General features: G+C 63.1%; 19 protein-coding genes. 15 read left to right on the top strand and 4 right to left on the bottom strand.

What is annotated here, in order from left to right; genetic code table 11:
* Window positions 1-270: 270 nt before the first annotated feature.
* Window positions 271-960, bottom strand: a complete 690-nt coding sequence (locus tag HNP00_RS02155) for a YigZ family protein (protein ID WP_184735403.1) — start codon at window positions 958-960, stop codon at window positions 271-273.
* A 22-nt stretch (window positions 961-982) separates the two neighbouring features.
* On the opposite strand from HNP00_RS02155, the gene coaE reads away from it, so the two are divergent.
* The 5 genes from coaE to HNP00_RS02130 all read left to right on the top strand — a co-directional run bounded on the left by coaE (window position 983) and on the right by HNP00_RS02130 (window position 7312).
* Entirely contained in the window at window positions 983-2203 is a 1221-nt protein-coding gene (gene coaE / locus HNP00_RS02150; RefSeq protein WP_184735401.1) for a dephospho-CoA kinase, read from the top strand.
* 9 nt (window positions 2204-2212) lie between these two features.
* Window positions 2213-2542: a hypothetical protein gene (locus tag HNP00_RS02145; RefSeq protein ID WP_184735399.1), complete on the top strand. Its 330-nt coding sequence runs from the start codon at window positions 2213-2215 to the stop codon at window positions 2540-2542.
* 29 nt (window positions 2543-2571) lie between these two features.
* The gene (uvrB, locus tag HNP00_RS02140; protein ID WP_184735397.1) at window positions 2572-4659 is read left to right on the top strand and encodes an excinuclease ABC subunit UvrB; all 2088 of its coding nucleotides are present in this window, start codon (window positions 2572-2574) and stop codon (window positions 4657-4659) included.
* 178 nt (window positions 4660-4837) lie between these two features.
* Entirely contained in the window at window positions 4838-5872 is a 1035-nt protein-coding gene (locus tag HNP00_RS02135) for a TerC family protein (protein ID WP_184735395.1), read from the top strand.
* Window positions 5873-5944: 72 nt separating this feature from the next.
* Window positions 5945-7312, top strand: coding sequence for an MFS transporter (locus HNP00_RS02130; protein ID WP_184735393.1), 1368 nt, complete (start codon window positions 5945-5947; stop codon window positions 7310-7312).
* A 24-nt stretch (window positions 7313-7336) separates the two neighbouring features.
* Here HNP00_RS02130 and HNP00_RS02125 read toward each other — a convergent pair whose 3' ends face one another.
* Genes HNP00_RS02125 through HNP00_RS02115 form a run of 3 tightly spaced genes read right to left on the bottom strand, consistent with a single transcriptional unit; the run spans window position 7337 to window position 11799 of the window.
* Entirely contained in the window at window positions 7337-8677 is a 1341-nt protein-coding gene (locus HNP00_RS02125) for an alpha/beta fold hydrolase (protein ID WP_184735651.1), read from the bottom strand.
* Window positions 8678-8681: 4 nt separating this feature from the next.
* Complete coding sequence (locus HNP00_RS02120; RefSeq protein WP_184735390.1) at window positions 8682-9182, bottom strand: GNAT family N-acetyltransferase; 501 nt, start codon at window positions 9180-9182, stop codon at window positions 8682-8684.
* Window positions 9183-9222: 40 nt separating this feature from the next.
* Window positions 9223-11799 carry an RNA helicase gene (locus HNP00_RS02115; RefSeq protein ID WP_184735388.1) on the bottom strand — a complete coding sequence of 859 codons (2577 nt, stop codon included), beginning with the start codon at window positions 11797-11799 and terminating at the stop codon, window positions 9223-9225.
* A 58-nt stretch (window positions 11800-11857) separates the two neighbouring features.
* On the opposite strand from HNP00_RS02115, the gene HNP00_RS02110 reads away from it, so the two are divergent.
* The 10 genes from HNP00_RS02110 (at window position 11858) to yvcK (ending at window position 25369) form a co-directional block, all read left to right on the top strand.
* A complete protein-coding gene (locus tag HNP00_RS02110) occupies window positions 11858-12637 on the top strand; it encodes a trans-aconitate 2-methyltransferase (protein ID WP_184735386.1) in 780 nt (259 codons plus the stop codon).
* A 138-nt stretch (window positions 12638-12775) separates the two neighbouring features.
* A complete protein-coding gene (locus tag HNP00_RS02105) occupies window positions 12776-14521 on the top strand; it encodes an ABC transporter ATP-binding protein (protein ID WP_311770468.1) in 1746 nt (581 codons plus the stop codon).
* An 89-nt stretch (window positions 14522-14610) separates the two neighbouring features.
* On the top strand, window positions 14611-16443 hold the full coding sequence (locus tag HNP00_RS02100) for an ABC transporter ATP-binding protein (RefSeq protein WP_184735383.1): 1833 nt from the start codon (window positions 14611-14613) through the stop codon (window positions 16441-16443).
* On the top strand, window positions 16440-16820 hold the full coding sequence (locus HNP00_RS02095) for a GntR family transcriptional regulator (protein ID WP_184735381.1): 381 nt from the start codon (window positions 16440-16442) through the stop codon (window positions 16818-16820). Before HNP00_RS02100 ends, HNP00_RS02095 begins: the two co-directional genes overlap by 4 nt.
* A gap of 65 nt (window positions 16821-16885) precedes the next feature.
* The gene (gene uvrA / locus HNP00_RS02090) at window positions 16886-19813 is read left to right on the top strand and encodes an excinuclease ABC subunit UvrA (protein WP_184735379.1); all 2928 of its coding nucleotides are present in this window, start codon (window positions 16886-16888) and stop codon (window positions 19811-19813) included.
* Between the two features lie 101 nt (window positions 19814-19914).
* The gene (locus HNP00_RS02085; RefSeq protein WP_311770466.1) at window positions 19915-20631 is read left to right on the top strand and encodes an HAD hydrolase-like protein; all 717 of its coding nucleotides are present in this window, start codon (window positions 19915-19917) and stop codon (window positions 20629-20631) included.
* Window positions 20618-21286, top strand: coding sequence for a 1-acyl-sn-glycerol-3-phosphate acyltransferase (locus tag HNP00_RS02080; protein ID WP_184735377.1), 669 nt, complete (start codon window positions 20618-20620; stop codon window positions 21284-21286). The genes HNP00_RS02085 and HNP00_RS02080 overlap by 14 nt, the downstream gene beginning before the upstream one ends.
* Before the next feature lie 58 nt (window positions 21287-21344).
* A complete protein-coding gene (gene uvrC / locus HNP00_RS02075; protein ID WP_184735375.1) occupies window positions 21345-23345 on the top strand; it encodes an excinuclease ABC subunit UvrC in 2001 nt (666 codons plus the stop codon).
* 84 nt (window positions 23346-23429) lie between these two features.
* Entirely contained in the window at window positions 23430-24353 is a 924-nt protein-coding gene (rapZ, locus tag HNP00_RS02070) for an RNase adapter RapZ (RefSeq protein ID WP_184735373.1), read from the top strand.
* The gene (gene yvcK, locus HNP00_RS02065) at window positions 24353-25369 is read left to right on the top strand and encodes a uridine diphosphate-N-acetylglucosamine-binding protein YvcK (RefSeq protein WP_184735371.1); all 1017 of its coding nucleotides are present in this window, start codon (window positions 24353-24355) and stop codon (window positions 25367-25369) included. Before rapZ ends, yvcK begins: the two co-directional genes overlap by 1 nt.
* The last annotated feature ends 1 nt before the right edge of the window (window position 25370 follow it).

Below are 25370 nucleotides of genomic sequence, written 5' to 3'. Positions count from 1 at the left end.
CCCGCGTTCCGAGGGGACATGTCCGGTTTTCTTGCCAGGTCTCCGTGGGACATGCGCATCCTTGGCAGCGAGGACTGGGCATATAGCTGTTATGTCCATCGGTGACAGCCAGGGGAGGGCATGTCCCGTGGCCCGCGTTCCGAGGGGACATGTCCGGTTTTCTTGCCAGGTCTCCGTGGGACATGCGCATCCTTGGCAGCGAGGACTGGGCATATAGCTGTTATGTCCAGTGGTGAGACCCAGGGGAGGGCATGTCCCGTGGATGTGGGTTCAACCCGGGACGTCGACCCATTCCGTTCCCTGCAATTGGAGTCCCGACGCGCCGCCGGTCATGGCTGCCAGCCGTTCGCCGGCGTCGGCGATTGATGTTGCATCGTCAGGCAAGGCCAGGCGCAGCACGGTCTCCGTGGGCTCGTAGCTTGTTTCAGCCATGACGTAGCCTGTAGAGCGCAGATCGTTCTCCAGCCTCCCGGCAGCGTGGTGGGCCACAGGGATGGCGCAAATCCGCAGGCGTCGCCGCTGAACCAGGGGAGCGGAGTCAAGCGCAGCCGAGACTGACTCGGAATAGGCCCGGACCAGCCCACCGGCGCCCAGGAGGATCCCGCCGAAATAGCGCACGACGACGGCACTGACGTCGCTGAGGTCGGTCACCCCGGGCAGCGTTTCCCGTTTGATGAGCGCCTCGAGCATGGGGATGCCGGCTGTTCCGGAGGGCTCGCCGTCGTCGTTGGAACGCTGGATGATGCGATCCGGACCGAGGACAAAAGCGGAGCAATGGTGCCGGGCATCATGGAATTCCTTCCGGAGCTCTGCCACCAAGGCGCGCGCGGCGTCTTCGTTGGAAGCGCGGCGCAGCACGGTGATGAAGCGCGAACGCTTGATCTCGAGCTCGTGGCGGAAATCGGCACCCAGCGCCAACGTTGTGTACGCCGTCGCCCGGCTTTCGTCCTGATCTGCCACCGACCCAGTCTAGTGTGGAGGGGTGTTGAAGATTGGACTTACAGGCGGGATCGCCTCCGGCAAATCACTCGTATCTGCCCGGCTCAGGGAGTTGGGCGCCGTCTTGATCGACGCCGATGCGCTGGCCCGGGAGGTCGTTGAGCCGGGGACGCCGGGCTTGGCGGGCGTCGTGGCTGAGTTTGGGGAGGACATCCTCGACGCCGAGGGGCGCCTTGACCGGGCACGACTCGGTGCGATTGTGTTCGCTCAGCCGGATCGCCGGGAGGCGCTCAACGCGATCATCCATCCGCTGGTCAGGGAACGGGCCGGCGAGCTGCTCGCCATGGCAAAACCCGGGAACGTTGTGGTCCAGGACATTCCGCTGCTGGTCGAAACCGGGCAGGGCAGCAACTTCCATTTGGTGCTGGTGGTGGATGCGCCGGATGAGGAGCGCCTCCGGCGCATGACGGAGATCCGTGGAATGACTCTCGATGACGCAGTCTCGCGGATGGCCGCCCAAGCCACCAGGGATGAACGGCTGGCTGCAGGCGAAATCGTGGTGGACAACTCCGGAAGCGTCGAAGATGTCACGGCGCTCGTGGACACTTTGTGGCAAGAGCGCTTGGCGCCATTTGCCCGAAATCTTGCGGCCGGTCGCCCGGCACCACGATCCGGCGGGCCCATACTGTCCGACCCTGACCCCAGCTGGCCGCTGCAGGCTGAAAGGCTTCTTGCCAGGATCAAGAAAGCATCTCCGGAAGTGCTGGGCGCGGACCACATCGGTTCAACCGCTGTACCCGGGCTTCCCGCCAAAGACATCCTCGATCTGCAAATCACCGTGCCCTCGCTGGAAGCGGCAGACCGGATAGCTCCCGCTCTGGGCGAGGCCGGTTTCCCGTTGCGGGAGGCTTCCGCTCGTGACACGCCCAAGCCGCCGGACTTGGATCCCTCGGCCTGGCAAAAACGCTTCCATTGCAACGCGGACCCCGGACGGGCCGTCAACATCCATGTGAGGGTCCTCGGAAGCCCGGGTTGGCGCTACGCGTTGTTGTTCCGGGATTGGCTCCGTGCCAACCCCGTTGCCGTGAAGATGTATGCGGACCTGAAACAGCGGCTCGCCGAGGTGCACGCCGGCGACCCCCGGACGCTGGGGTACGCGGAGGCCAAGGAGCCGTGGTTTACCGAGGTAGCCTGGCCGCTCATGGATGCCTGGGCCGAGAGCAGCGGGTGGCGGCCGCCGTCGTACTCCGTGGCCCAAGGCTAGGTGGCATGCATGACTGCCAAACGAAGAATCACCCCGCATCTTGAGGGCGAGCGTCTCGGCGCAGTCCGCGCGTTGGCGTGGACTGGTGTCGCCCTCATGGCCGGGGCCGCGCTGCTGTGGTTCCTTGCCGGTGGTCGTGAGGAATTCGTTGCCGGATCTCAAGCACCGACCTGGCGGGTTCTCCTACCAGCAACCGCATTCTGGCTGGCGTGGACTGCCTGGCTTGTGGCCGGGGTGTGGTTCGCCATCAAGATGTTCCGCTCCGTCATGGGGCGCCTGGATAACACTTGGATGCGGCCCGGCGACGATGCCGGGCAAGGAGGGAAACGCGGACAGTAGCTGTCCGCGGGCGGGGGTACATTGGATGCATGAGCCTTGCCCAGGAGATCAACCGTGTTGTCGCGCCCTTTGAGGTCATCAGCGAATTCCAGCCCGCAGGTGACCAGCCGACCGCTATCGCGGAACTGACCGAACGCATCAACAATGGCGAAAAAGACGTCGTGCTGCTTGGCGCTACCGGCACTGGCAAGAGCGCCACCACTGCCTGGCTGATCGAACAGGTCCAGCGGCCCACCCTGGTGATGGTCCAGAACAAGACCCTCGCCGCCCAGCTCGCCAACGAATTCCGGGAACTTCTGCCCAACAATGCTGTCGAGTACTTCGTTTCTTACTACGACTACTACCAGCCCGAAGCCTACGTTCCCCAGACGGACACCTTCATCGAAAAGGACTCCTCCGTGAACGAGGAAGTCGAGCGCCTGAGACACTCGGCCACCAACGCGCTGCTGACCCGCCGGGACGTCGTCGTCGTGGCCACGGTGTCCTGCATCTACGGCCTCGGTACCCCGGAGGAATACATCGCCGGGATGGTCACGCTCACCAAGGGCGCCGAGATGAACCGGGATCATCTCCTGCGCAAATTCGTCTCGATGCAATACACCCGCAACGACATGGACTTCCACCGCGGTACTTTCCGTGTCCGCGGGGACACGGTGGAAATCATTCCCATGTACGAAGAGCTCGCCCTGCGCATCGAGTTCTTCGGCGACGAAATCGAGAACATCTACACCCTGCATCCGGTGACCGGCGACGTCATCCGCGAGGAAACCGAGATGTACATCTTCCCGGCTTCGCACTATGTCGCCGGCCCGGAGCGCATGTCGCGCGCCATCACCGCGATCGAAGAAGAACTCGCGGAACGGCTTAAGGTGCTGGAAGGCCAGAACAAACTGGTGGAGGCCCAGCGGTTGCGCATGCGCACCACGTACGACCTCGAGATGATGCAGCAAATGGGATTCTGCAACGGGATCGAGAACTATTCACGCCATATCGACGGGCGCGGTTCCGGCACCGCTCCGCACTGTCTCATCGACTACTTCCCGGACGACTTCCTCCTGGTCATTGACGAATCCCACGTCACGGTCCCGCAGATCGGTGCCATGTACGAGGGCGACATGTCCCGCAAGCGCACCCTCGTGGACCACGGCTTCCGCCTTCCGTCCGCCATGGACAACAGGCCGCTCAAGTGGGATGAATTCCTGGAGCGCGTCGGCCAGACTGTCTATCTCTCCGCCACCCCCGGCAAGTACGAGCTCGGCAAGGCGGACGGTTTCGTCCAGCAGATCATCCGCCCCACCGGCCTGATCGACCCCGAAGTCATCGTGAAGCCGACCAAGGGCCAGATTGACGACCTCCTCGGCGAGATCCGGACCCGGGTGGAGCGGGACGAACGCGTGCTGGTCACCACCCTCACCAAGCGCATGGCCGAGGACCTCACCGACTACCTGCTGGGCCATGGGGTCAAGGTTCAATACCTGCACTCCGACGTCGACACCCTTCGGCGCGTTGAACTGCTCCGCGAACTCCGCATGGGCAGCTTCGACGTCCTGGTGGGTATCAACCTGCTCCGTGAGGGCCTCGACTTGCCTGAAGTGTCACTTGTCAGCATCCTCGACGCCGACAAGGAAGGTTTCCTGCGTTCGGCCACGTCCCTGATCCAGACCATCGGCCGCGCCGCCCGAAACGTCTCGGGCCAGGTCCACATGTATGCCGACCGGATCACCGACTCGATGGCCAAGGCCATCGAGGAAACCAACCGCCGCCGCGAAATCCAGGTCAAGTACAACGCCGACAACGGTGTGGATCCGCAGCCGCTGCGCAAGAAGATCGCTGACATCACCGATCAGCTCGCCCGCGAAGACGCCGATACCCGTGAGCTGTTGGCAGCGGCCGGAAAGGGTGGCCGGACCGGCAAGGGCAAGGGGGGCACCAAGGTCCGGCACGATGGCCTGGCTGCGGCCCCGGCCGAAGACCTGGTGGGATTGATCGAACAGTTGACCGAGCAGATGCACGCTGCTGCCGCCGAACTGCAGTTTGAGATCGCCGCGAGGATCCGTGACGAGGTCGGTGACCTCAAGCGTGAACTCCGCCAAATGCAATCCGCCGGGCACGCTTAGGGTAAAGTTGGGCCTACGTAGGGGAGTATCCCAAGCGCTAAGTCCGTCAACACGCAAGGCACAGATGCCTCGCCGGGCTTAGCGGATCGCCGTTGAGCGTTGTTTGCCGTTGGGCATGGAGACGCAGGCAGGTCGGAGAGACTTACGCCGTTTTGGCGTACCTGCGAAAGGCCTGTTGATGGAACTCCCCGTCTGGTTTGAGGTCGGCTCATTTGTCGTTCTCGGAATAATCTTGCTTGTTGACCTCCTGTTGGTGATCAAGCGCCCACATGAACCTTCCATGAAGGAAGCGGGTCTCTGGGTCGCCTTCTACGTCACCCTCGCCTTGGTGTTCGCCGGAGCGATGTTCGCTTTTTCCGGCCCGGAGCATGGCAGTCAATTCATCGCCGGCTGGGTCACTGAATACAGCTTGAGTATCGACAACCTCTTCGTTTTCATCATCATCATGGCGCGCTTCTCGGTGCCCCGTAAGTACCAGCAGGAAGTGCTGATGGTGGGCATCATCATTGCGTTGGTCCTGCGCGGGATCTTCATTGCCCTTGGTGCTGTGGTGATCGAACAGTTCAGCTGGGTCTTCTACGTCTTCGGTGCGTTCTTGTTGTGGACGGCGTGGAAGCAGGCCACGGACGACGGTGAAGACGAGGAAGATACGTCCGAGAACCCGCTCATTGCCCGCATCCGCAAGGTTGTGCCGATGTCCGAAAAGTTTGACGGCGGCAAGCTGCGCACCACGGTTGACGGCAAGAAGCTCTTCACCCCGATGCTGATCGTGTTCGTGACCATTGGCATGACGGACCTACTGTTCGCCGTGGATTCCATTCCGGCTATCTTCGGGTTGACCCAGAGCGCGTTTATCGTCTTCACTGCCAACATCTTCGCCCTCATGGGCCTGCGCCAGCTGTACTTCCTGCTCGGCGGCCTCATGAACCGCTTGATCTACCTCAAGCACGCACTGTCGGTGATCCTTGCTTTCATCGGCGTCAAGCTGGTCCTGCACGCCATGCACGTCAACGAACTGCCCTTCATCAACGGCGGCCAGCACATCGAATGGGCTCCGGAGATCCCCACTTACGTGTCCTTGGCAGTCATCATCGGCACCATCGCGGTGGCGGTTGTTGCGAGCCTCCTGAGCCCCGCGGCCACCAAGTCGAAGCTGGACGCACGGCTCGAGGAGGACTCCCGCAAGAGCATGAACAACGTCTCCGGCCACTAACAACTGTGGAACGCCTCGGAACCCGGTCACAGACGTGGCCGGGTTCCGCTTTGGCGAGGATATGCTCGTGAAATGGCGTTGACTTCCCCTAAAACACTCGAGACTGCAGCAGTGCAGCGACGCACCGTCCGATTGCTCAGCACGGCACAGTTGCTGAGTGGTGTGGGCAACGGCGCTACGTTGTCGATCGGATCGCTGCTTGCTGTCCAGCTCAGTGGATCGAGTGCTTGGGCGGGGTCTGTCACCACCGTGCTCACGCTCGCCGGAGCGGTCTCCGCTTTGCCACTTGCCGGCCTTGCCCAGCGCAGAGGGCGTCGCGTCGGATTGGTTACCGGCCTCCTGGCCGCGATGCTCGGAGCGATTTCCATCATCGTGTCGGCGGCTACCGGGGTTTTCGCGGTGCTCCTCCTTGGTGCCGCCCTCCTCGGACTTGGCACGGCGTCGAACCTCCAGGCGCGATTCGCCGCCGTCGATCTCGCTGCGCCGGAACACCGCGGACGCTCGCTTGCCACCGTGGTCTGGGCGATCACCATCGGCGCAGTGGCGGGTCCGAACCTCATCCAGCCGGGCGCCGTCGTCGGAGAGGCTTTGGGCCTGCCGGCGATCGCCGGGCCATTCGTTTTTTCCGTTGCCGGATTGCTGCTGGCGGCGGTGCTGCTGATGATCGGACTGCGCCCCGATCCCTTGTTGCTGGCCCGGCGGCTGGCCGAAGGGACGCACGACGACGGTGGACGCGCTGGTGCGCACGCTGGAGTAAGAGGGCCCCGGCGTCGTCCGCTGATGGTGGGATTCCGGGCGGTGCGGTCGTCTCCGCAGGCGATGTTGGCCTTGACGTCCGTCATTGCAGCGCACGGAATCATGGTCGCCGTCATGTCGATGACGCCACTGCATTTGCAGGAGCTCGTTTCAGGCGGGACGGCTGGAGACCATATGGGGCACGACGGCGGCCATGCGATGGGTACCGACGCCTTGGTGATCATCGGATTCACTATTTCGATGCACATCGCGGGGATGTTCGCCTTGTCCCCGGTGATGGGGTGGCTGACGGACCGGGTAGGCAGGACCCAGACGATCGTGCTTGGCTTCTTGCTGCTGGCGGTGGCCGTCGCCGTGGCAGGCTTCGGCCAGCAGGACCCCGTGTTGGTGACTGTTGGGCTGGTCGTGCTCGGTCTTGGATGGTCGGCCGCAACGATTTCGGGGTCAACCCTCTTGGCAGAGAGCGTCGAGCAGTCGCAACGCGTCATGGTCCAAGGAGTCTCGGACACATTCATGGGCGCGGCCGGTGCCCTCGGCGGAGGCTTCTCGGGGTTCGTGCTGAGTTGGGTGGGGTACCAAGGGCTCAATATGGCTTCAGGCGTCCTCGCGATGGCCGTGCTGGCGACTGCAGCGGTCGCTCTGGCGAAGCTTCCGGCCAGCAGGCTGAATCGTCCTGTGAACTGAACAGCCTGCTGGTGCGGAAATACCTCAGCCCTTGCCGCGGGCCATTGCCAACAGACGGTTGAAGATTCCTTCTCCGTCTTCGCCGATACCATCGTGATGAAAGTCCTCGGTGGTCCAGGCTTGCAGTCCGCGCACAGCCGCGGCGGTTTCCATGGATAGCTGGAAGTCCACATAGATGTCGTTGCGATACACCGCAGCCGCCACCGGCACGGCGTTCGCTTTCAGCTGGGCCACATCATAGAGGGGTTTCCAGTCCCGCTTGCCGGCCAACAGGGCGGCCACTTCCTGCAGGGGTACCAGGGCCGGGTCTTGTTCGAAGTACCAGGGGTAGACCATTTCGCCCGTAAGGAGCGGCTCGGCGGCCTCGGGCTGGAACTCCGGGAACTCCGCGAGCACGCGCCATGCCGCCCAGTCCGTGGCTTCCTCTTGGCCATAGATGGCCTCGTGCAGGACCGCGTACAGGGGATTCGATGCCCGGGATACGAGGCCATGGATCTGCTCGAGGAAGGCGTCAGAAAGGCGCTCTCCATCTGCGGAGGGTACAAAGGCGTCCTCCAGGAGTGTGTGCAGGGCATCCACGCGGGTGTTCCCACCCAGGAACGATCCCACCATTTGGAAGCGTTCCGCGGTCAGGCGTTCTCCGCTGGGCAGGCGCTCCTTCGTGGCGCTCAGATGCCGCGCGATCCGGGTCACCACCTCGCGGTCCTCCGGATACCAGGCGAAGTACTCCGCATTCCGTTCCGCAACCCGTTGGAAGGTGGCCCGGTAGACCCGCTCGGCAGACCCTTCCAACGGCGCAAGCCCTCCGGTGATGAGCACTTCGCTCAGACCTTCCGGCGCGAAGGACAGGTATGTCAGCGCGCAGAAACCACCGAAACTCTGGCCAAGGACGGTCCACGGCTCCGAGCCCAGGGCTTTCCGGATAAGTTCGGCGTCGGCCACGATCGAGTCCGCCCGGAAATGCGTGAGGTAGTCCGCTTGGGCCGCGGCATCGCCTCGGAGAGGCAACGTATTGCGGTCCGCCGGCGTGGACAATCCGGTACCCCGTTGATCCAGCATCAGGATGCGGAAGCTTCTTGCGGCAGCCTTCATCCAGCCGGACAAGGACGTGGTCCGCGTTCCGCGTCCGCCCGGTCCACCTTGGAGGTAAAGCAACCACGGCAGCAGGGCAGCGTCCTCGGCCGAGTGCTCGGCGGAGACGAACTCCCGGGCGAAGACGGTGATCGTCTCGGCAGGGCCACCGCCGGTGTCCGTCGCAAGCGCGGAAGGCCAGTGGTTGAGGGGCACCGTGAAGAAATGCTCGGTGGTCCGGAGTCCCCGGAATTCATGGCGTGCCCGGATCGTGTGTGCAGCCTGCCCAACCATGCGCTCAGCCACGCGTCAGGACCTTGTCATCGCTGCCAAAGGCACCCAGGGCTTCGCCAGTCAGCCTGAAGGTGGACCAGCCGTCCATGGGTATGGCGCCCAGGCTGCGGTAGAAGTTAATGGACGGCTCGTTCCAGTCCAGGACGCTCCATTCCACCCTTGCGTAACCGCGTTCGACGGCGGTGGCGGCCAAATGCTGCAGGAGAGCCTTGCCGTGGCCCTCGCCCCGCGCATCCGGTGTGACGTAAAGGTCCTCAAGGTAGATGCCGTGGACACCTTCCCACGTGGAGTAGTTCAGGAACCACATGGCGAAGCCTTGGACGTCCCCGGCTGCGTTCTCCGCCATGTGCGCATACACTCGTGGATTTTCACCGAACAGGGCAGCGGTCAGCATTTCCGGCGTGTTCTTCACGGCGTCGGGCTCTTTTTCGTAGACCGCAAGCTCGTGGATCATCTGCAGGATCGCGGGGACATCGGACGCGGTGGCAGGGCGGATAACACTCATGATTCGAGCTTACTAGGAGCCCCCGGTCTTGCTAGAAGGCTCAGAGGCGGTTGACCGCGGTCACCCTGACCACGGCGGTGCCGCTCTCGTCGGAGGCTTCCAGGTCCACTTCGGCCGAAATGCCCCAGTCATGGTTGCGGGCAGGGTCATCGAAGATCTGCCGCACACGCCAGATGCCGGGTTCCTCAGTGATCATGAGGAGCCCCGGACCGCGGGCATCCGGGCCGGTCCCGATGTCGTCGTGTTCGTCGAAATAGTCGTCCAGGGCGTCTTCCCAACGTTCCGCATCCCAGCCGCTGCCGGCGTCGAGCTCGCCCAAGGCGGCAGCGTCCTCGTCCGCGAACAGCTCAACACGCCGGAACATTTCGTTGCGGACCATGACCCTGAAGGCGCGGATGTTGGACGTGAGTGACGGCGGGGGAGGAGGCGGAGCATCGTGCGGGGTCGGAGCCACCCCGGAGGTGAGCTCTTCCCACTCGTCGAGCAGGCTGGAGTCGACTTGGCGGACCAGTTCGCCCAGCCAGGCGATGAGGTCCTCGAGGTCTTCGCGGAGCGAGTCCTGAGGGACCGTCTGACGCAGGGCCTTGAAACCATCGGCCAAATACCGCAGCACGATGCCCTCGGAGCGGGCAAGCCCATAGAACTGGACGAACTCGCCGAAATTCATGGCGCGCTCATACATGTCCCGGACCACCGACTTCGGGGCGAGTTCGAAGTCGCCCACCCACGGAGCGGCCTTGCGGTAGACCTCGAAAGCTTCGCCCAGGATCTCCGCGAGGGGCTGCGGGTAGCTGACCTCTTCGAGCATCGTCATGCGCTGGTCGTAGTCAATGCCATCGGCCTTCATCGCGGCGACGGCCTCGCCGCGTGCCTTCTTCTGCTGCGCAGACAGGATCTGCCGGGGTTTCTCGAGGGTTGCTTCGATCACGGACACAACGTCCAAAGCGTACGACGGCGACTCCGGGTCCAGAAGCTCCAGCGCCGCAAGCGCAAACGGTGAGAGTGGCTGGTTCAAGGCGAAGTTGGCTTGCAGGTGAACGGTCAGCCGGACGGAACGGCCTTCTTTCTCCTGCTCGGCTTCGGGAATGCGTTCCACCACTCCGGCGGCCAGCAGCTCGCGGTAGATACCCAGGGCTTTCTTCATGAGCTGCAGTTGCGCGGGCCGTGCCTCGTGGTTTTCGGTGAGGAGGCGGCGGGTGGCGACGAAGGGGTCGCCAGGACGCTCCAGCAAGTTGAGCAGCATTGCATGTGTCACAGTGAAACTCGACGTCAACGGATCCGGCACGGACTCCACCAAACGCGTGAAGGTGGGTTGCCCCCAGGAGACGAAGCCCTCCGGCGGCTTCTTTCGCACCACTTGCCGCAGCTTCTTCTGGTCGTCACCGAACTTTGCGGTGGCCTTGGCCATCGCCTTCGCGTTCTCCACCACGTGTTCAGGAGCCTGCACCACAACCGTTCCGGCAGTGTCATACCCTGCCCGGCCCGCGCGGCCGGCGATCTGATGGAACTCGCGGGAGTTCAGCAAACGGGTCCGGACGCCGTCGTACTTACTCAGGGCCGTCAAGAGGACGGTGCGGATAGGTACGTTGATTCCGACGCCGAGAGTGTCGGTGCCGCAGATGACCTTCAGGAGCCCTGCCTGTGCCAATTGCTCCACGAGGCGGCGGTACTTGGGCAGCATGCCAGCGTGATGGACGCCGATGCCGTGGCGGACCAGCCTGTTAAGGGTCTTGCCAAAGCCGGCCGCGAACCTGAAGCCGGCAATCAGCTCGGCAATCTTGTCCTTCTCCTCGCGGGTGCACATGTTGATGCTCATGAGGTTCTGGGCGCGTTCGATGGCCTCGACCTGGCTGAAGTGGACCACGTACACGGGAACTTGCTTGGTGCTCAGGAGTTCCTCGAGGGTTTCGTGGACCGGAGTTTCCTGGAAGTAGTAGTGCAGTGGGATAGGGCGCTCGGCTGAGCTGACAGTGGTGGTGGACCGGCCGGTGAGTTCGGTCAGGCCGGTTTCGAAGCGGCTGACGTCTCCCAGAGTGGCTGACATCAGGAGGAATTGGGCCTGGGGGAGTTCCAGGAGGGGCACCTGCCAAGCCCAACCGCGCTGGGGATCGGAGTAGAAATGGAACTCGTCCATGATGACCGTGCCAAGCTCGGCTTCCTTGCCTTCGCGCAGGGCGATGTTGGCGAGGATTTCGGCGGTGCAGCAGATAATGGGCGCGTCCTGGTTGACCCCCGAGTCGCCGGTGATCATGCCGACATTCTCCGCTCCGAAGATCTCGCAGAGGGCGAAGAACTTCTCGGAGACCAAGGCCTTAATGGGGGCCGTGTAGTAGCTGCGCATCCCCCTGGACATGGCCTCGAAGTGCGCCGCGATGGCTACCAAGGATTTTCCGGAGCCGGTGGGGGTCGCCAGGATCACGTTGGCGCCGGACGCGAGTTCCATGATCGCTTCATCCTGCGCGGGGTAGAGCTGAAGCCCGCGGCTCTCCGTCCATTCAACGAAGCGTGTGTAGATTTCGTCCGGGTCAACGTGTCCACTGCCCGATCCGGCGTCGGAGGTTCCAGCGTTGGATGTTCCGGCGGTGGAGGTTCCGGGGAGCTGCTCAAGAAGTTTCATTGCCCTCCAGCTTAGTGTGGAGAGGAAGAGACCACGGAGACAGACGATGGAGACAGCAGTGAAATGGGATCCAGCCAGGTACGTCGAGTTCGGAAATCACCGCGACCGTCCGTTCTTTGACCTGGCCTCGAGGATCCTGGCCGAGGATCCGCGGCACGTCGTGGATCTGGGCTGCGGTCCAGGGAACCTCACGGCGAGCCTCGCGACTCGCTGGCCCGGTGCCGCCGTCGTCGGGCTGGACTCTTCTCCGGAGATGCTGGCCAAGGCCGGACGCCTCGCGGGCACCCAACCAGGTCTTTCGTTCGCCTACACGGACATTGCCGAGTGGACACCGAAAGCGGACACCGACGTCGTGGTCAGCAACGCAGCCCTGCAGTGGGTGCCCGGGCACCTGGCAATGCTCGCCGGGTGGCTGGAAGCGCTGAAACCCGGCGCATGGTTCGCGCTCCAGGTCCCAGGAAACTTCGCCGCGCCGTCCCACGCGCTCATGCGGGAGCTAGCCGGTTCGCCTGAGTGGTCCGGGAGGCTGTCCGGTGTGCTGCGCCACGACGACGCCGTCGGCGAACCGGCCGACTACCTGCGGGTCATGCTCGACGCCGGCTGCGACGCCGACGCCTGGGAAACCACCTACCAGCAACTTCTGCCAGGGCCCAACCCCGTGCTGCACTGGGTACGGGGGACCGGCCTCCGTCCCGTCCTCGCGGCCCTTCCCGACGACGAAGCGGCCGTTTTCGAAAACCAGTACGCAGCCATGCTGCGCGAGGCCTACCCGACAGACCGGCACGGGACCGTGTTTCCGTTCCGCAGGATTTTCGCGGTGGCCCGAAAACGTGGCTGAGCAGGCCCGATTCCTGCGGACTCCGGAAGTGCTGGAATTGCACCGATTCCCAGTGTGATCTGAACTACAATGGCAAGGCGATCGTGGGGCGGCATCCGGTGGAATCCGCTGCTCTTGAGACCAACGATTGGAGGGGACGTGCTGGCATCCTTGCTGCTGCAGCGCCTAGCCCCCTACAAGGTCCACGTCGTGGCGATAGTTCTCCTGCAGCTGGTCCAGACCGGAGCCACCCTTCTCCTTCCCACCTTCAACGCCAAGATCGTCGACGACGGCCTTGTCGCCGGGAACAGCGAAGTCATCCTTCGCCTCGGTGCCTGGATGCTGCTGCTCACCGTCGTCCAGGTGCTTGCCGCCGTGCTGGCTGGCTACTTTGGTGCCATCGTCGCCATGAAGATCGGCAGAGGGCTGAGGGAAGACCTTTTCGACAAGATCCATTCCCTGCCCGACCAGGACGTAGCGGCATTCGGGCCCGCCAGCCTGGTGGTACGGACTACGAATGATGTCCTGCAACTGCAGAACATCACGGTGCTCGTGTTCAGCATGCTGGTGGCGGCGCCGGTCATGGGCATCGGCGGCGTCATTCTGGCAGTCGAACAGGATGTGGCCTTGTCGTGGATCGTCTTCGCCATCATTCCCGTGCTGTTGATCATCATGCTCTTGATCGTCCGCAAGCTCGTCCCGCTGTACCGCGAGGGCCAGGGTTTGGTGGACCGGATCAACAGCGTGCTCCGCGAACAGATCCTCGGGACCGCAGTCATCCGGGCCTTTGTCCGCCAACCGTTTGAGATGAAGCGGTTCGAGGCCGCAAATGATGCCCTGACGAACAACAATCTCCGTTCCGCCCGAATTGTCGCCGCTATGCTTCCGCTCGTCATGATCGTCGTCAACCTCTCCTCGGCGGGAGTGGTCTGGCTCGGTGGCCACCGCATCATCGCCGGCGACATGCAGCTGGGCGCGCTCACGGCATTCATTGCCTACATCATGCAGATCCTCCTCGCGATCATGATGGCAATGTACGTGCTGAGCACGGCCCCCCGCGCGGCAGTCAGTGCTGAACGCGTCACCGAAGTACTCAACACTGAATCGGAGCTGGTCCTGCCGGGAAGCGTTGCCGGCGGGACGGCCCTGGATATTGCGCCGACGGCGGGCTTGCGCTTCAATAACGTGTCCTTCGCCTATCCGGGAGCCGAGGCGCCAGTGTTGGAAGGGATCACTTTCGAAGCGGCACCTGGGACCACGACGGCGGTGATCGGGTCCACTGGAAGCGGCAAGTCAACCATCGTCAGCCTTGTGCCGAGGCTGCTCGAGGCAAGCGGCGGAAGCATCTCCCTCGATGGCCAGGACATCGCTGCAATTCCCCTCGCCACCTTGCGCAGTCACCTTGCCGTCGTGCCCCAAGAGACCTGGCTGTTCCGCGGAACCATCGCCGAGAACCTTCGGCTTGCGCTGCCTTCCGCGACGGATTCCCAATTGTGGCATGCCCTCGAGACGGCCCAGGCGGCAGGTTTCGTGGCCGAACTGCCACACGGGCTGGACGCTACGTTGTCCCAAGGGGGGGCCGGTCTTTCCGGCGGTCAGCGGCAGCGCTTGTGCATTGCCCGTGCAATGCTGCGCCGCGCATCGGTCTATTTATTTGACGACAGCTTTTCCGCCCTGGACACGGTGACCGAGGCGCGCCTCCGGGCCGCACTTGAACCGGAACTACGGGAGGCAACAGTCATCATCGTCGCCCAAAGGGTCAACACCGTGGTGTCGGCGGACCAGATCCTCCTCATCGACGAGGGCCGCCTGGTGGCAAAAGGAACCCATGACCAACTCCTTGAGTCCTCGGAGACATACCGGGAGATCGTGGCGTCCCAGCTGGAAACGGAAGAGGCCGCGTGAGTAGCGGCAGTGCGCACCTCGCCGCCATAGGGAGACCATCGCGGTCCCTCGTCCGCCTCGCGGGCTTGTTGAAGCCCGCCAGGGGAGTCATGACCGCAGCGATTCTGTGCATCTGCGGTTTTGCCACACTCAATGTCGCTGCCCCCAAGATACTGGGCGACGCAACCGACGTCATCGCGGCCGCCGTCTTCGGCGCTCAGTTCAACGCCGAACGCTTCGTCTTGTTGCTGCTCGTTGCCGCATCCATGTACGCGGTTGCCTCGCTGCTCAACTGGGTTCAAGGCCGGTTCAACGCCCTCGCCGTGCAGCGGCTCGCACACGACCTTCGGGAAGAGGTGGAAGCGAAATTGCATCGACTCCCCGTGGCCTACTACGACGGCCGGTCCCGGGGTGACGTCCTGAGTCGTGCCACCAACGACCTCGACAATGTGTCACAGACGCTCAACCAGCTTCTTTCCCAGCTCTTGACCTCAACATTGATGGTCATCGGTTCCCTGGGCATGATGCTGCTGCTTTCACCTTTGCTTGCCCTCGTGTCCCTGTTCGCTGTTCCAGTGTCGGCCCTGGCCTCGGTTGTGGTGACCCGACGCTCACAGAAGCACTTTGTCCGGCAGTGGGAGGCTACGGGAGACGTCAACTCCCTGGTGGAGGAGACAGCGACCGGTCACGAGACCATCAAACTCTTCGGCGCGCAGTCAGCGATGGCGGTCCGCTTCGCTGCCCATAACGACGGACTGTATTCCGCGAGTTCCAAGGCGCAGTTCGCATCCGGGCTGCTGATGCCGCTCATGGCCTTCGTCTCCAACGCCAGCTACGTGGGGGTTGCGATTGTGGGTGCACTCCAGTTCCTTGCTGGCGCTATGAGCATCGGCGGCATCCAGGCGTTCATTCAATTCAACCGGCTGTTCAGCCAGCCGTTGGGCCAGATCGGCGGTATGGCCCAGATCCTCCAATCATGCGCGGTTTCCGCCGCCAGGATCTTCGAGCTGTTGGACGCGCCGGAATTGTCGACGGAGACCGGAACAGGTGCGGGCGCCGACGCCGGTTCGCTTGCTGGATCCGACGGGCAGCCCGACGAGCAATTCGCAGCCGGCTTCGATGCCCAGTCTGATCTCCCTGCTGGAAGGGTTTCCTTTGAACACATTGCATTCAGCTATCGTGCTGATGCGCCCCTGATCGAGGATCTGTCATTCCATGTGGAGCCGGGACAAACGGTGGCCATCGTGGGACACACCGGTGCCGGCAAGACCACACTGATCAGCCTCCTCATGCGTTTCCATGAACTCCGATCCGGAAAGATCACCATTGACGGCGTGGACATTGCAGGCATGCGACGCGACGCCCTCCGCCGCAACTTCGGCGTGGTTCTTCAGGATCCATGGATATTCACGGGCACCATCAGGGAGAACATCGAATACGGGCGCCCAGGCGCGAGCGACGCGGACATCGTGGCCGCCGCCGAGGCAAGCTACGTGGACCACTTTGTGCGCTCGCTGCCGAACGGGTACTCCACCATGCTCACCAACGGAGGGGAACCGCTGAGCCAAGGGCAAAGGCAATTGCTGAGCATCGCCCGTGCGCGGCTCTCGGGCCGCTCCATTTTGATCCTGGACGAAGCCACCAGCTCCGTGGATACCCGCACGGAAGTCCTCATCCGCCAGGCGATGCACAGATTGCGGAGCAACAAGACGTCTTTCGTCATCGCGCATCGCTTGTCCACCATCCGCGACGCTGATCTAATTCTCGTCATGGACCACGGACGGATCGTTGAACACGGCACCCATCATTCGCTGCTGGAGCTTGGCGGGCACTACGCCCGCCTGCACGACGCTCAGTTTGCCATCGGAAACGGCGAGTTGGCCGCCGCCCCAGCGCGGACCGCCAAGCACCGCGCCGAGCAAAGCGAGAGGGAAGCCTCGTGAGCGGTTCCATAGAGTTCCCCGGTTCGTGGCGACCCAAGCAGTCGAGCACGGTGGCCTTGTATGAGCAGCTTCGGCTCCGCATCATCGAGTTGGCTGATGCCGGCGCACTCCCTGTCGGGACCAAACTCCCGGCGGTGCGCAGCCTGGCCGGTGAGCTGGATGTCGCCCCCCACACGGTTGCCCGTGCGTATAAGGAACTTGAAGCGGCCGGAGTGGTGGCAACCCGTGGCCGAAACGGAACGGTGGTCTGCGCCCGGGACGACCGCTGGAGCGCCTTGGCAGCCGTCGCGGCGAATTACTCGGCCGCGGCCAAGGCCCAGGGCGCCAGTTTCGCCGAGGCCGTGCAGCTTCTGGCTGCCGCCTACGACGCGGATTGATACCCGTCAGTAGGCTGCGCGGGGCCACATGGAAATTCGAAGAAGTTTTCGATTAGCATTAGTGGGTGCCTAAAGCCGTAGCTGAAGTCCCCGCCGTCGAATCCCTCGCAAGCGTTTCCGCGCAGCAGCCTGCCATGCCCGTAAGACATGACCTGTCCCGGCTCGTGGTCAAGGGAGCGCGTGAACATAACCTCCGCAACGTGGACCTCGACCTTCCCCGTGATGCCATGATCGTCTTCACAGGCTTGTCAGGTTCGGGCAAGTCGTCCTTGGCCTTCGACACCATCTTTGCCGAGGGGCAGCGCCGGTACGTGGAATCATTGTCGGCTTATGCCCGCCAGTTCCTGGGCCAGGTGGATAAGCCGGATGTCGACTTCATCGAGGGCCTTTCCCCGGCGGTGTCCATCGATCAGAAGTCCACCAGCAAGAACCCGCGTTCCACCGTGGGCACCATCACCGAGATCTACGACTACATGCGTCTCCTGTGGGCGCGTGTCGGCAGGCCGCATTGCCCGGTGTGCCATGAGCCGATCACGCGCCAGACGCCGCAGCAGATCGTCGACCAGCTGCTGGAACTCGAGTCGGGCACGCGATTCCAGATTCTCGGCCCCGTGGTCCGCGGGCGCAAGGGCGAATTCGTGGAGCTTTTCAAGGAGCTCACCGCCAAGGGCTACTCCCGCGCGCGGGTGGACGGCGGACTCGTCCAGCTGAGCGATCCACCCAAGCTCGGCAAACAATTCAAGCACTCCATCGAAGTAGTAGTGGACCGGTTGGTGGTCAAGGAAGGGATCAGCCAACGGCTGACCGACTCGATCGAAACCGCGCTCCGACTTGCCGAAGGCCGTGTGCTGGTTGAGTTCGTGGATCTCGACGCCGAAGACCCCGCGCGGATCCGGGCGTTTTCGGAGAACCTTGCCTGCCCCAACGAGCACCCACTGGCTATCGACGAAATCGAGCCTCGCTCCTTCTCCTTCAATAACCCCTTCGGCGCATGCGCGGCCTGCAGCGGCATCGGCACCAAGCTGGAAGTCGATGAGGAACTCGTGGTGCCCAACCCTGAGCTTTCCCTGGGCCAGGGAGCCATAGCGCCGTGGTCGTTGGGTACAGCAACCACGGAGTACTGGAACCGGCTCTTGGAGGGCCTCGCCTTGGAGCTCGATTTCTCCATGGACACCCCTTGGGAGAAGCTGTCCCAGGAAGTTCGGCAAACGGTGCTGCACGGTAAGGACCACAAGGTGGTCGTCCAGTACCGCAACAGGTTCGGCCGGGAGCGCAAGTACAGCACCGGCTTCGAAGGTGCCATCCAGTACGTTCACCGCAAGCACGGTGAAACGGATTCCGATTGGGCGCGCGACCGCTACGAAGAGTACATGCGCCAGGTTCCTTGCCCCGCATGCAACGGTGCCCGGCTTAACCCCGCGTCGCTCTCCGTGCTGATCAACGGCAAGTCCATCGCAGAGGTATCGGCCCTTCCGATGCGTGATTGCGCTGACTTCCTCGGTAGCCTCACGCTCACTGACCGCGAGGCACAAATTGCCCATCAGGTTCTCAAGGAGATCCAGGCCCGCCTGACCTTCCTTCTCGACGTCGGGCTTGAGTACCTGACCCTCGAACGGCCGTCCGGAACCCTGTCCGGCGGTGAAGCCCAGCGCATTCGACTCGCCACGCAGATCGGCTCTGGCCTGGTGGGTGTCCTGTATGTCCTGGATGAGCCGTCCATCGGGCTGCACCAGAAGGACAATCGCCGCCTCATCGAGACCTTGACCCGTTTGCGCGACCTCGGCAATACGCTGATTGTTGTAGAGCACGACGAAGACACCATTCACGAGGCCGACTGGGTAGTGGACATCGGACCCGGCGCAGGCGAACACGGTGGCCAGGTGGTGCACTCGGGTTCCTACAAGGAACTCCTTGAAAACACGAACTCGCTCACGGGCGACTACCTGTCCGGGCGACGGAAGATCGACATCCCGCCCAAGCGACGCAAGTATGACAAGAAGCGTGAGCTCAAGGTTGTCGGCGCACGCGAAAACAACCTGAACAACGTTGACGCCACGTTCCCACTGGGTCTTTTCACAGCCGTGACCGGTGTCAGTGGCTCAGGCAAGTCCACCCTGGTGAACGAGATCCTCTACAAGGTTCTTGCCAACAAGCTCAACGGAGCCAAGCAGGTTGCAGGCCGGCATCGCTCGGTAGTGGGCCTGGAGCACCTCGACAAGGTGGTCCACGTCGACCAGAGCCCCATCGGCCGGACGCCGCGTTCCAACCCCGCCACGTACACGGGCGTCTTCGATAACATCCGGAAGCTCTTCGCTGAGACAACCGAAGCCAAAGTGCGCGGTTACCAGCCGGGCCGCTTCTCGTTCAACGTCAAGGGCGGCCGCTGTGAGGCCTGCTCCGGTGACGGCACGCTGAAGATCGAGATGAACTTCCTCCCGGATGTCTACGTCCCGTGCGAAGTGTGCCATGGTGCCCGCTACAACCGGGAGACCCTCGAAGTCCACTACAAGGGCAAAACCATTGCGGACGTCCTCAACATGCCCATCGAGGAAGGCGCCGAGTTCTTTGCGGCGTTCACGCCCATTGCCCGGCACCTGAACACCCTCGTCGACGTCGGTCTCGGCTACGTCCGGCTTGGTCAACCGGCCACCACCCTTTCCGGCGGCGAGGCGCAGCGCGTGAAGCTGGCCTCGGAGCTCCAGAAGCGGTCGAACGGTCGCAGCGTCTACGTCTTGGACGAGCCCACTACCGGCCTGCACTTCGAGGACATCCGCAAATTGCTTATGGTGTTGCAGGGCCTGGTGGACAAGGGCAACACGGTCATCACCATTGAACACAACCTTGACGTCATCAAGTCCGCCGACTGGATCGTGGACCTTGGGCCCAATGGTGGTTCGGGCGGTGGACGCATCGTGGCGACCGGCACGCCCGAACAGGTCGCCAAGTCCACGGAAAGCCATACCGCTACCTTCCTGGCAGAGATTCTGGGTTAGGTGCGGTGGCTCCCGCCAGGGAATATTTCGGCAGCGTCCGGAGTATTCCCTGGCCGGCATGTGAGTTTCAGGCATGCCTCAACTCGTGAGAAACTAACCCGGTGACTCAAACAATGGTGCCCGTAATCTTTGATCTGGACGGCACCCTTGTCGATCCTGCAGGTGGCATAACCGGCGGCATCGCCGCGGCCCTGCGCGAATTTGGCCTCCCCGTCCCGGAGCAGCCCGTTCTTGACTCCATGGTTGGACCCAAGCTCAGCGATTCCCTTGAGCACATTGCCGGGGTTCCCGCGGGGAGAGTGGACGAAGTCATCGGGCGCTACCGCAGCTACTACCGTTCTGTGGGAATCGCTCAAAGCCGGCTCTATCCCGGTATCCGTGAGCTCCTGGAGTTCTTCGCGGAGTCGCGGCGCCCGGTCGCTGTGGCCACGCAGAAACCCCAGGGCCTGGCGCGCGTCGTGTTGGCGCATCACGGTATTGCCGATTTCTTTGCTTCCATCTGCGGAGCCTCGGATGATGAATCAAGGGCCGCCAACATAGCCCCCGGCAAGGTGGAAATCGTTGGTGCGGCGCTGGCCACGTTGCATTCGCAGCCGGCGGTGATGGTGGGGGATCGCCACCAGGATGTTGCCGGTGCCATGGCCAATGGACTCGACTGCATCGGTGTGAGTTGGGGATTTGCGCCCGACGGCGAGCTTCAGGAAGCGGGAGCCGTCGCCGTCGTGGATTCCACTGCGCAGCTGCTGAAGAAGATCGAAGAACTTGACGCCGTCCGCGCGGCGGCCCTGAGCGAGGTGCAGAACGATGGAAGCCTTTGATGTCATCCGGTGGACCACGCGCGGACTGATTTCCAGCACCTGCCGTCCAACGGTCATTGGGCTGGAGAACGTGCCCAAGGAAGGGCCCTTCATTGTGGCCCCGAACCATTTGTCTTTTCTGGACAGCGTGATTGTCCAAGCACTGATGCCCCGCCCGGTGGGCTTCTTTGCCAAAGCCGAGTACTTCACGACCAAAGGCTTCAAAGGCCGGGCCATGAAGGCGTTCTTCCAGGCGGTTGGATCCATTCCGGTAGAGCGCGGAGAGCAGGCGGCCAGCGTGCAGGCGCTCAAGACCCTCTTGGACATTCTGGAGAACGGGAGGGGCATCGGGATCTATCCGGAGGGAACCCGTTCGCGTGACGGCTTGCTCTACCGTGGGCGTACCGGGGTCGGCTGGCTTGCGCTCACCACGGGCGCGCCCGTGGTGCCGGTTGGCCTGATTGGCACGGACAAACTGCAGCCCGTGGACCGTAACACTGTCCGTCCGCAACACTTCACCATGAAGGTGGGGGAGCCGCTGTACTTCGAGAAGACAGGTCCGGACCATTCCCTGCCTGCCCGCCGTGAAGTGACGGACAAGATCATGGATGCCATTGCGGCATTGAGCGGCCAGGAACGTTCCACCAGCTACAACCAGAGCAAGTCCGCGGAGTAGCTCTGGTGGCTGGTCCGGTGCGTACGGGGTAGCGTCTTTCCCTTACTAGACTGGATCTGTGGCAGATCCAGCGAGTTATCGACCCCAGACGGGAGAAATCCCCACCACCCCCGGCGTCTATCGGTTCCGGGATCCGCACGGCCGTGTCATCTATGTAGGCAAGGCGAAAAACCTGCGTTCGCGGCTGAACTCCTACTTCGCCAACCCGGCAGGCTTGTTGCCGAAAACCCACGCCATGGTGCACACAGCCAGCAGCGTGGAGTGGACCGTGGTGGGCAGCGAGCTTGAGTCGCTTCAGCTCGAATACACGTGGATCAAGGAATTCAAACCGCGTTTCAATGTCGTGTTCCGCGACGACAAGACGTATCCGTACCTTGCCGTGAGCATGGGGGAGAGGCTCCCCCGGGTCCAGGTCATGCGCGGGGAGCGCCGCAAGGGTACCCGCTACTTCGGCCCGTACACGGCGGGCGCCATCCGGGAAACCATGGACACCTTGCTCAGGGTCTTTCCGGTCCGTAGTTGCAGCCCCGGCGTGCTGAAGCGTGCACAGGCCAGTGGGCGGCCGTGCTTGCTTGGCTACATCGATAAGTGCTCGGCACCGTGTGTCGGTCGCGTCACCCCCGAGGAGCATCGGGCCATTGCCGAAGACTTCTGCTCCTTCATGGGCGGTGAGGCGAAACGCTTCATCACCCGCCTCGAAAAGGACATGGCGGCTGCCGTGGCCGAACTCGACTACGAACGGGCGGCGCGAATCCGCGATGACATCGCGGCCTTGCGCAAAGTGTTCGAACGCAATGCCGTGGTCCTTTCCGAAGACACGGACGCGGATATCTTCGCCCTGCACGACGACGACCTCGAGGCTTCCGTTCAGGTGTTCCATGTCAGGGGTGGCCGGGTACGCGGCCAGCGGGGCTGGGTGGTGGAAAAGGTCGAAGACGCCACCACCCCCGAGCTCATTGAGCACCTGCTGCAGCAGGTCTACGGGGAGGACAGCGACAACCAAGGGCGTATTCCCCGCGAAGTCCTGGTCCCGGAGATTCCGTCCAACCATCATGAGTTGCTTGAATGGCTAGGTGGCCTCAGGGGTGCCAAAGTGGATATCCGAGTGCCGCAGCGTGGCGACAAGGCAGCCCTCATGTCCACCGTCCGGGAAAACGCTGAGCAGGCACTGAAGCTGCACAAAGTCCGGAGGGCGGGCGACATCACCGTCCGTTCGCAGGCGCTCCAGGAGCTGCAGGAGGCCCTCGAGCTTCCCGTGCCGCTGCTCCGGATCGAGTGCTACGACATTTCCCACGTGCAAGGCACCAACGTGGTTGCGTCCATGGTGGTGGTGGAAGACGGCCTCCCCAAGAAATCCGACTATAGGAAGTTCGCCATCACGGGGGCGGCCGCAACGGACGACACTGCCGCGATGCACGACGTCCTCACGCGACGCTTCAGGCACTACCTGCAAGATAAGTCCGCGCAGCTTCCCAAGAGCGGGGAAATTCCCAACGCCAGTTCCGGAGAGGGTCCGACACCCTCCGATGACGCTCCCGGCACCGCGACAAAGGCGAGGTTCGCCTATCCGCCCAACCTCGTCGTCGTCGACGGCGGGCAGCCCCAGGTGAACGCGGCCGCGCGGGCACTTGCGGAACTGGGGATCGGCGACGTCTACGTCGTCGGCTTGGCCAAACGGCTCGAAGAAGTCTGGTTGCCGGAGAGCGATTTCCCCGTGATCCTGCCACGGACTTCGCAAGGGCTCTACCTGCTGCAGCGCATCCGCGACGAAGCCCACCGTTTCGCCATCACTTTCCACCGGCAGAAGCGGGGAAAGGCCATGACGATGTCCGCGCTCGACGGCGTTCCCGGCCTCGGGGAAGCCAAAAGGAAGGCGCTCGTGGCGCATTTCGGTTCGCTCAAGAAGATCAAGGCTGCCACGGTAAGTGAGCTCACAGCCGCCAAGGGAATCGGTCCGGCTTTGGCAGAAGCCGTCGTCAGCCACCTGGCGGCAGCCGGCGCCTCGGAAGAGACCGCTCCGGCAGTGAACATGACCACCGGCGAAATCCTTGAATATTAGCTAGGGTAATAATCGGACCGCTCCTCCAGGCGGTCCAGCCTGGACCAACAGAAACTTGGACCATATCAGAAACGGGGACACTTGATGTCAGAGTCAACAGCAGAATCCGGCGCGGAGCAGGACGGTCTCATTCCCGTCAAGCCTGTCGAAGCGGAACTGCTGGTGGTGACTGGCATGTCCGGAGCAGGCCGTAGCACCGCCTCGGACGCACTGGAGGACCACGGCTGGTACGTCGTCGAAAACCTCCCTCCGCAGATGTTGGGGACGCTTGCCGAAATCGTTTCGCACGCACCCCAATCGATCCCCAAGCTGGCCGTCGTGGTGGACGTCCGCAGCAAGGGCCTCTTCACAGATATCAGGACCGCCCTCGGCGCACTCAGCGCCAGCGGAATCACGTTCCGCGTGCTCTTCCTCGACGCCAGCGACAACGTCCTGGTCCGGCGCTTTGAACAAGGGCGCCGCCCGCATCCGCTCCAGGGCGGAGGCCGGATCCTGGACGGTATAGCCGCAGAGCGCGACGTCCTGAAGGAACTCCGGGAGTCGGCAGACGTGGTCTTGGACACGAGTACGTACAACGTGCACGGCCTGGCGACTGCCATCACTGAACTCTTCACCGACACGGGCCCCGTGGCGCTGCGCTTGAACGTCATGAGCTTCGGCTTCAAGTATGGCCTGCCAGTGGACGCCAACTTTGTGGCCGACGCGCGCTTCATCCCCAACCCGCACTGGGTCCCGAAGTTGCGCCCGCACACTGGACTCGACGCCGATGTCAGCGACTATGTGCTGGGAGCCGCCGGTGTCAAAGACTTCGTTGACCGCTACGTCCTTGCCTTGGAGCCCGTCCTCGATGGCTATCGGTCGGAAAACAAACACTACGCGACCATTGCCGTCGGTTGCACAGGCGGCAAACACCGTTCGGTTGCGGTCGCCGTCGAACTTTCCAAACGGCTGGCGCAATACCCTCGGGTCACCGTCACCACGAGCCACCGCGATCTGGGTCGCGAATAATGGGGGTTCTGACAGGACCCCTGCCGCTTGTCCCGCCGAAGGGGACTCCAGGCAGCCAGCCTGCCAAAGGCCCGACGGTTGTAGCGCTCGGCGGCGGACACGGGCTGTCCGCGTCACTGTCTGCGTTGAGGCTGCTGACCTCAGAGCTCACCGCGATTGTGACCGTCGCCGACGACGGCGGATCTTCCGGGCGGCTGAGGGAAGAGTACGGTGTCCTTCCGCCCGGCGATCTTCGGATGGCGCTGAGCGCCCTCTGCGATGATACGGATTGGGGGCGTACGTGGCGGGACGTCATGCAGCACCGCTTCAAGACTCCGAGCGGCCGGCAAGGTTCCTTGGACCACCACGCCATGGGAAACCTGCTCATTGTTACCCTCTGGGAGCTGCTGGGCGATGCCGTGGCTGGACTGAAATGGGCGGGTGCCCTCTTGGGTGCCCGCGGTCAGGTCCTGCCGATGTCCACGCAGCCGCTGAACATCGAGGGTGACGTACGGGTGTCCTTGCCCGGGGGCGGGTTCGAGTTCCAGACCGTCAAGGGCCAGGCCAAGTGCGCTGTTGCCGGGTCCCTCGAAAACGTGCGGCTCTTCCCGGAGGACGCGCGTGCATGCATCGAGGCGCTGACGGCCATCGAGCTCGCGGACTGGATCATTCTCGGCCCTGGCTCCTGGTACACCTCAGTGTTGCCCCACTTGTTGTTGCCCGAGATGCGCCAGGCCTTGTGCGATACCCCGGCCAAGCGATGCCTCACCATGAACCTCGCCATGGACACCAAGGAAACGTCCGGGATGTCCGCAGCGGACCACCTGGACGCCCTGCGCCGCTATGCGCCGGAGTTCAGTGTGGACGTAGTGCTCGCCGATCCTTCCTCGATTTCCGACCTCACGGAATTCGAGCGCGCTGCCGGAATGATCGGTGCAGAGGTGGTCTTGGGTAAAGTGGGGGCGTCGAGCCGCCGTCCAGTCCACGACCCGCTGCGTCTGGCATCGGCGTATCACGATATCTTCGGGAATAGTTAGG

Source organism: Arthrobacter sp. AZCC_0090 (assembly GCF_014207375.1).
In the GTDB taxonomy this organism is placed as follows: Bacteria; Actinomycetota; Actinomycetes; order Actinomycetales; family Micrococcaceae; genus Arthrobacter.
This window is presented reverse-complemented; position numbering and strand designations above follow the sequence as displayed.

Bases quoted from the DNA above. Each gene is read 5' to 3' on its own strand.
- HNP00_RS02130 (WP_184735393.1), top strand. From the start codon at position 5,945: ATGGCGTTGACTTCCCCTAAAACACTCGAGACTGCAGCAGTGCAGCGA.
- uvrB (WP_184735397.1), top strand. From the start codon at position 2,572: ATGAGCCTTGCCCAGGAGATCAACCGTGTTGTCGCGCCCTTTGAGGTC.
- HNP00_RS02145 (WP_184735399.1), top strand. From the start codon at position 2,213: ATGACTGCCAAACGAAGAATCACCCCGCATCTTGAGGGCGAGCGTCTC.
- HNP00_RS02100 (WP_184735383.1), top strand. From the start codon at position 14,611: ATGACCGCAGCGATTCTGTGCATCTGCGGTTTTGCCACACTCAATGTC.
- HNP00_RS02120 (WP_184735390.1), bottom strand. From the start codon at position 9,182: ATGAGTGTTATCCGCCCTGCCACCGCGTCCGATGTCCCCGCGATCCTG.
- HNP00_RS02115 (WP_184735388.1), bottom strand. From the start codon at position 11,799: ATGAAACTTCTTGAGCAGCTCCCCGGAACCTCCACCGCCGGAACATCC.
- yvcK (WP_184735371.1), top strand. From the start codon at position 24,353: ATGGGGGTTCTGACAGGACCCCTGCCGCTTGTCCCGCCGAAGGGGACT.
- HNP00_RS02135 (WP_184735395.1), top strand. From the start codon at position 4,838: ATGGAACTCCCCGTCTGGTTTGAGGTCGGCTCATTTGTCGTTCTCGGA.
- rapZ (WP_184735373.1), top strand. From the start codon at position 23,430: ATGTCAGAGTCAACAGCAGAATCCGGCGCGGAGCAGGACGGTCTCATT.
- HNP00_RS02125 (WP_184735651.1), bottom strand. From the start codon at position 8,677: ATGGTTGGGCAGGCTGCACACACGATCCGGGCACGCCATGAATTCCGG.
- HNP00_RS02080 (WP_184735377.1), top strand. From the start codon at position 20,618: ATGGAAGCCTTTGATGTCATCCGGTGGACCACGCGCGGACTGATTTCC.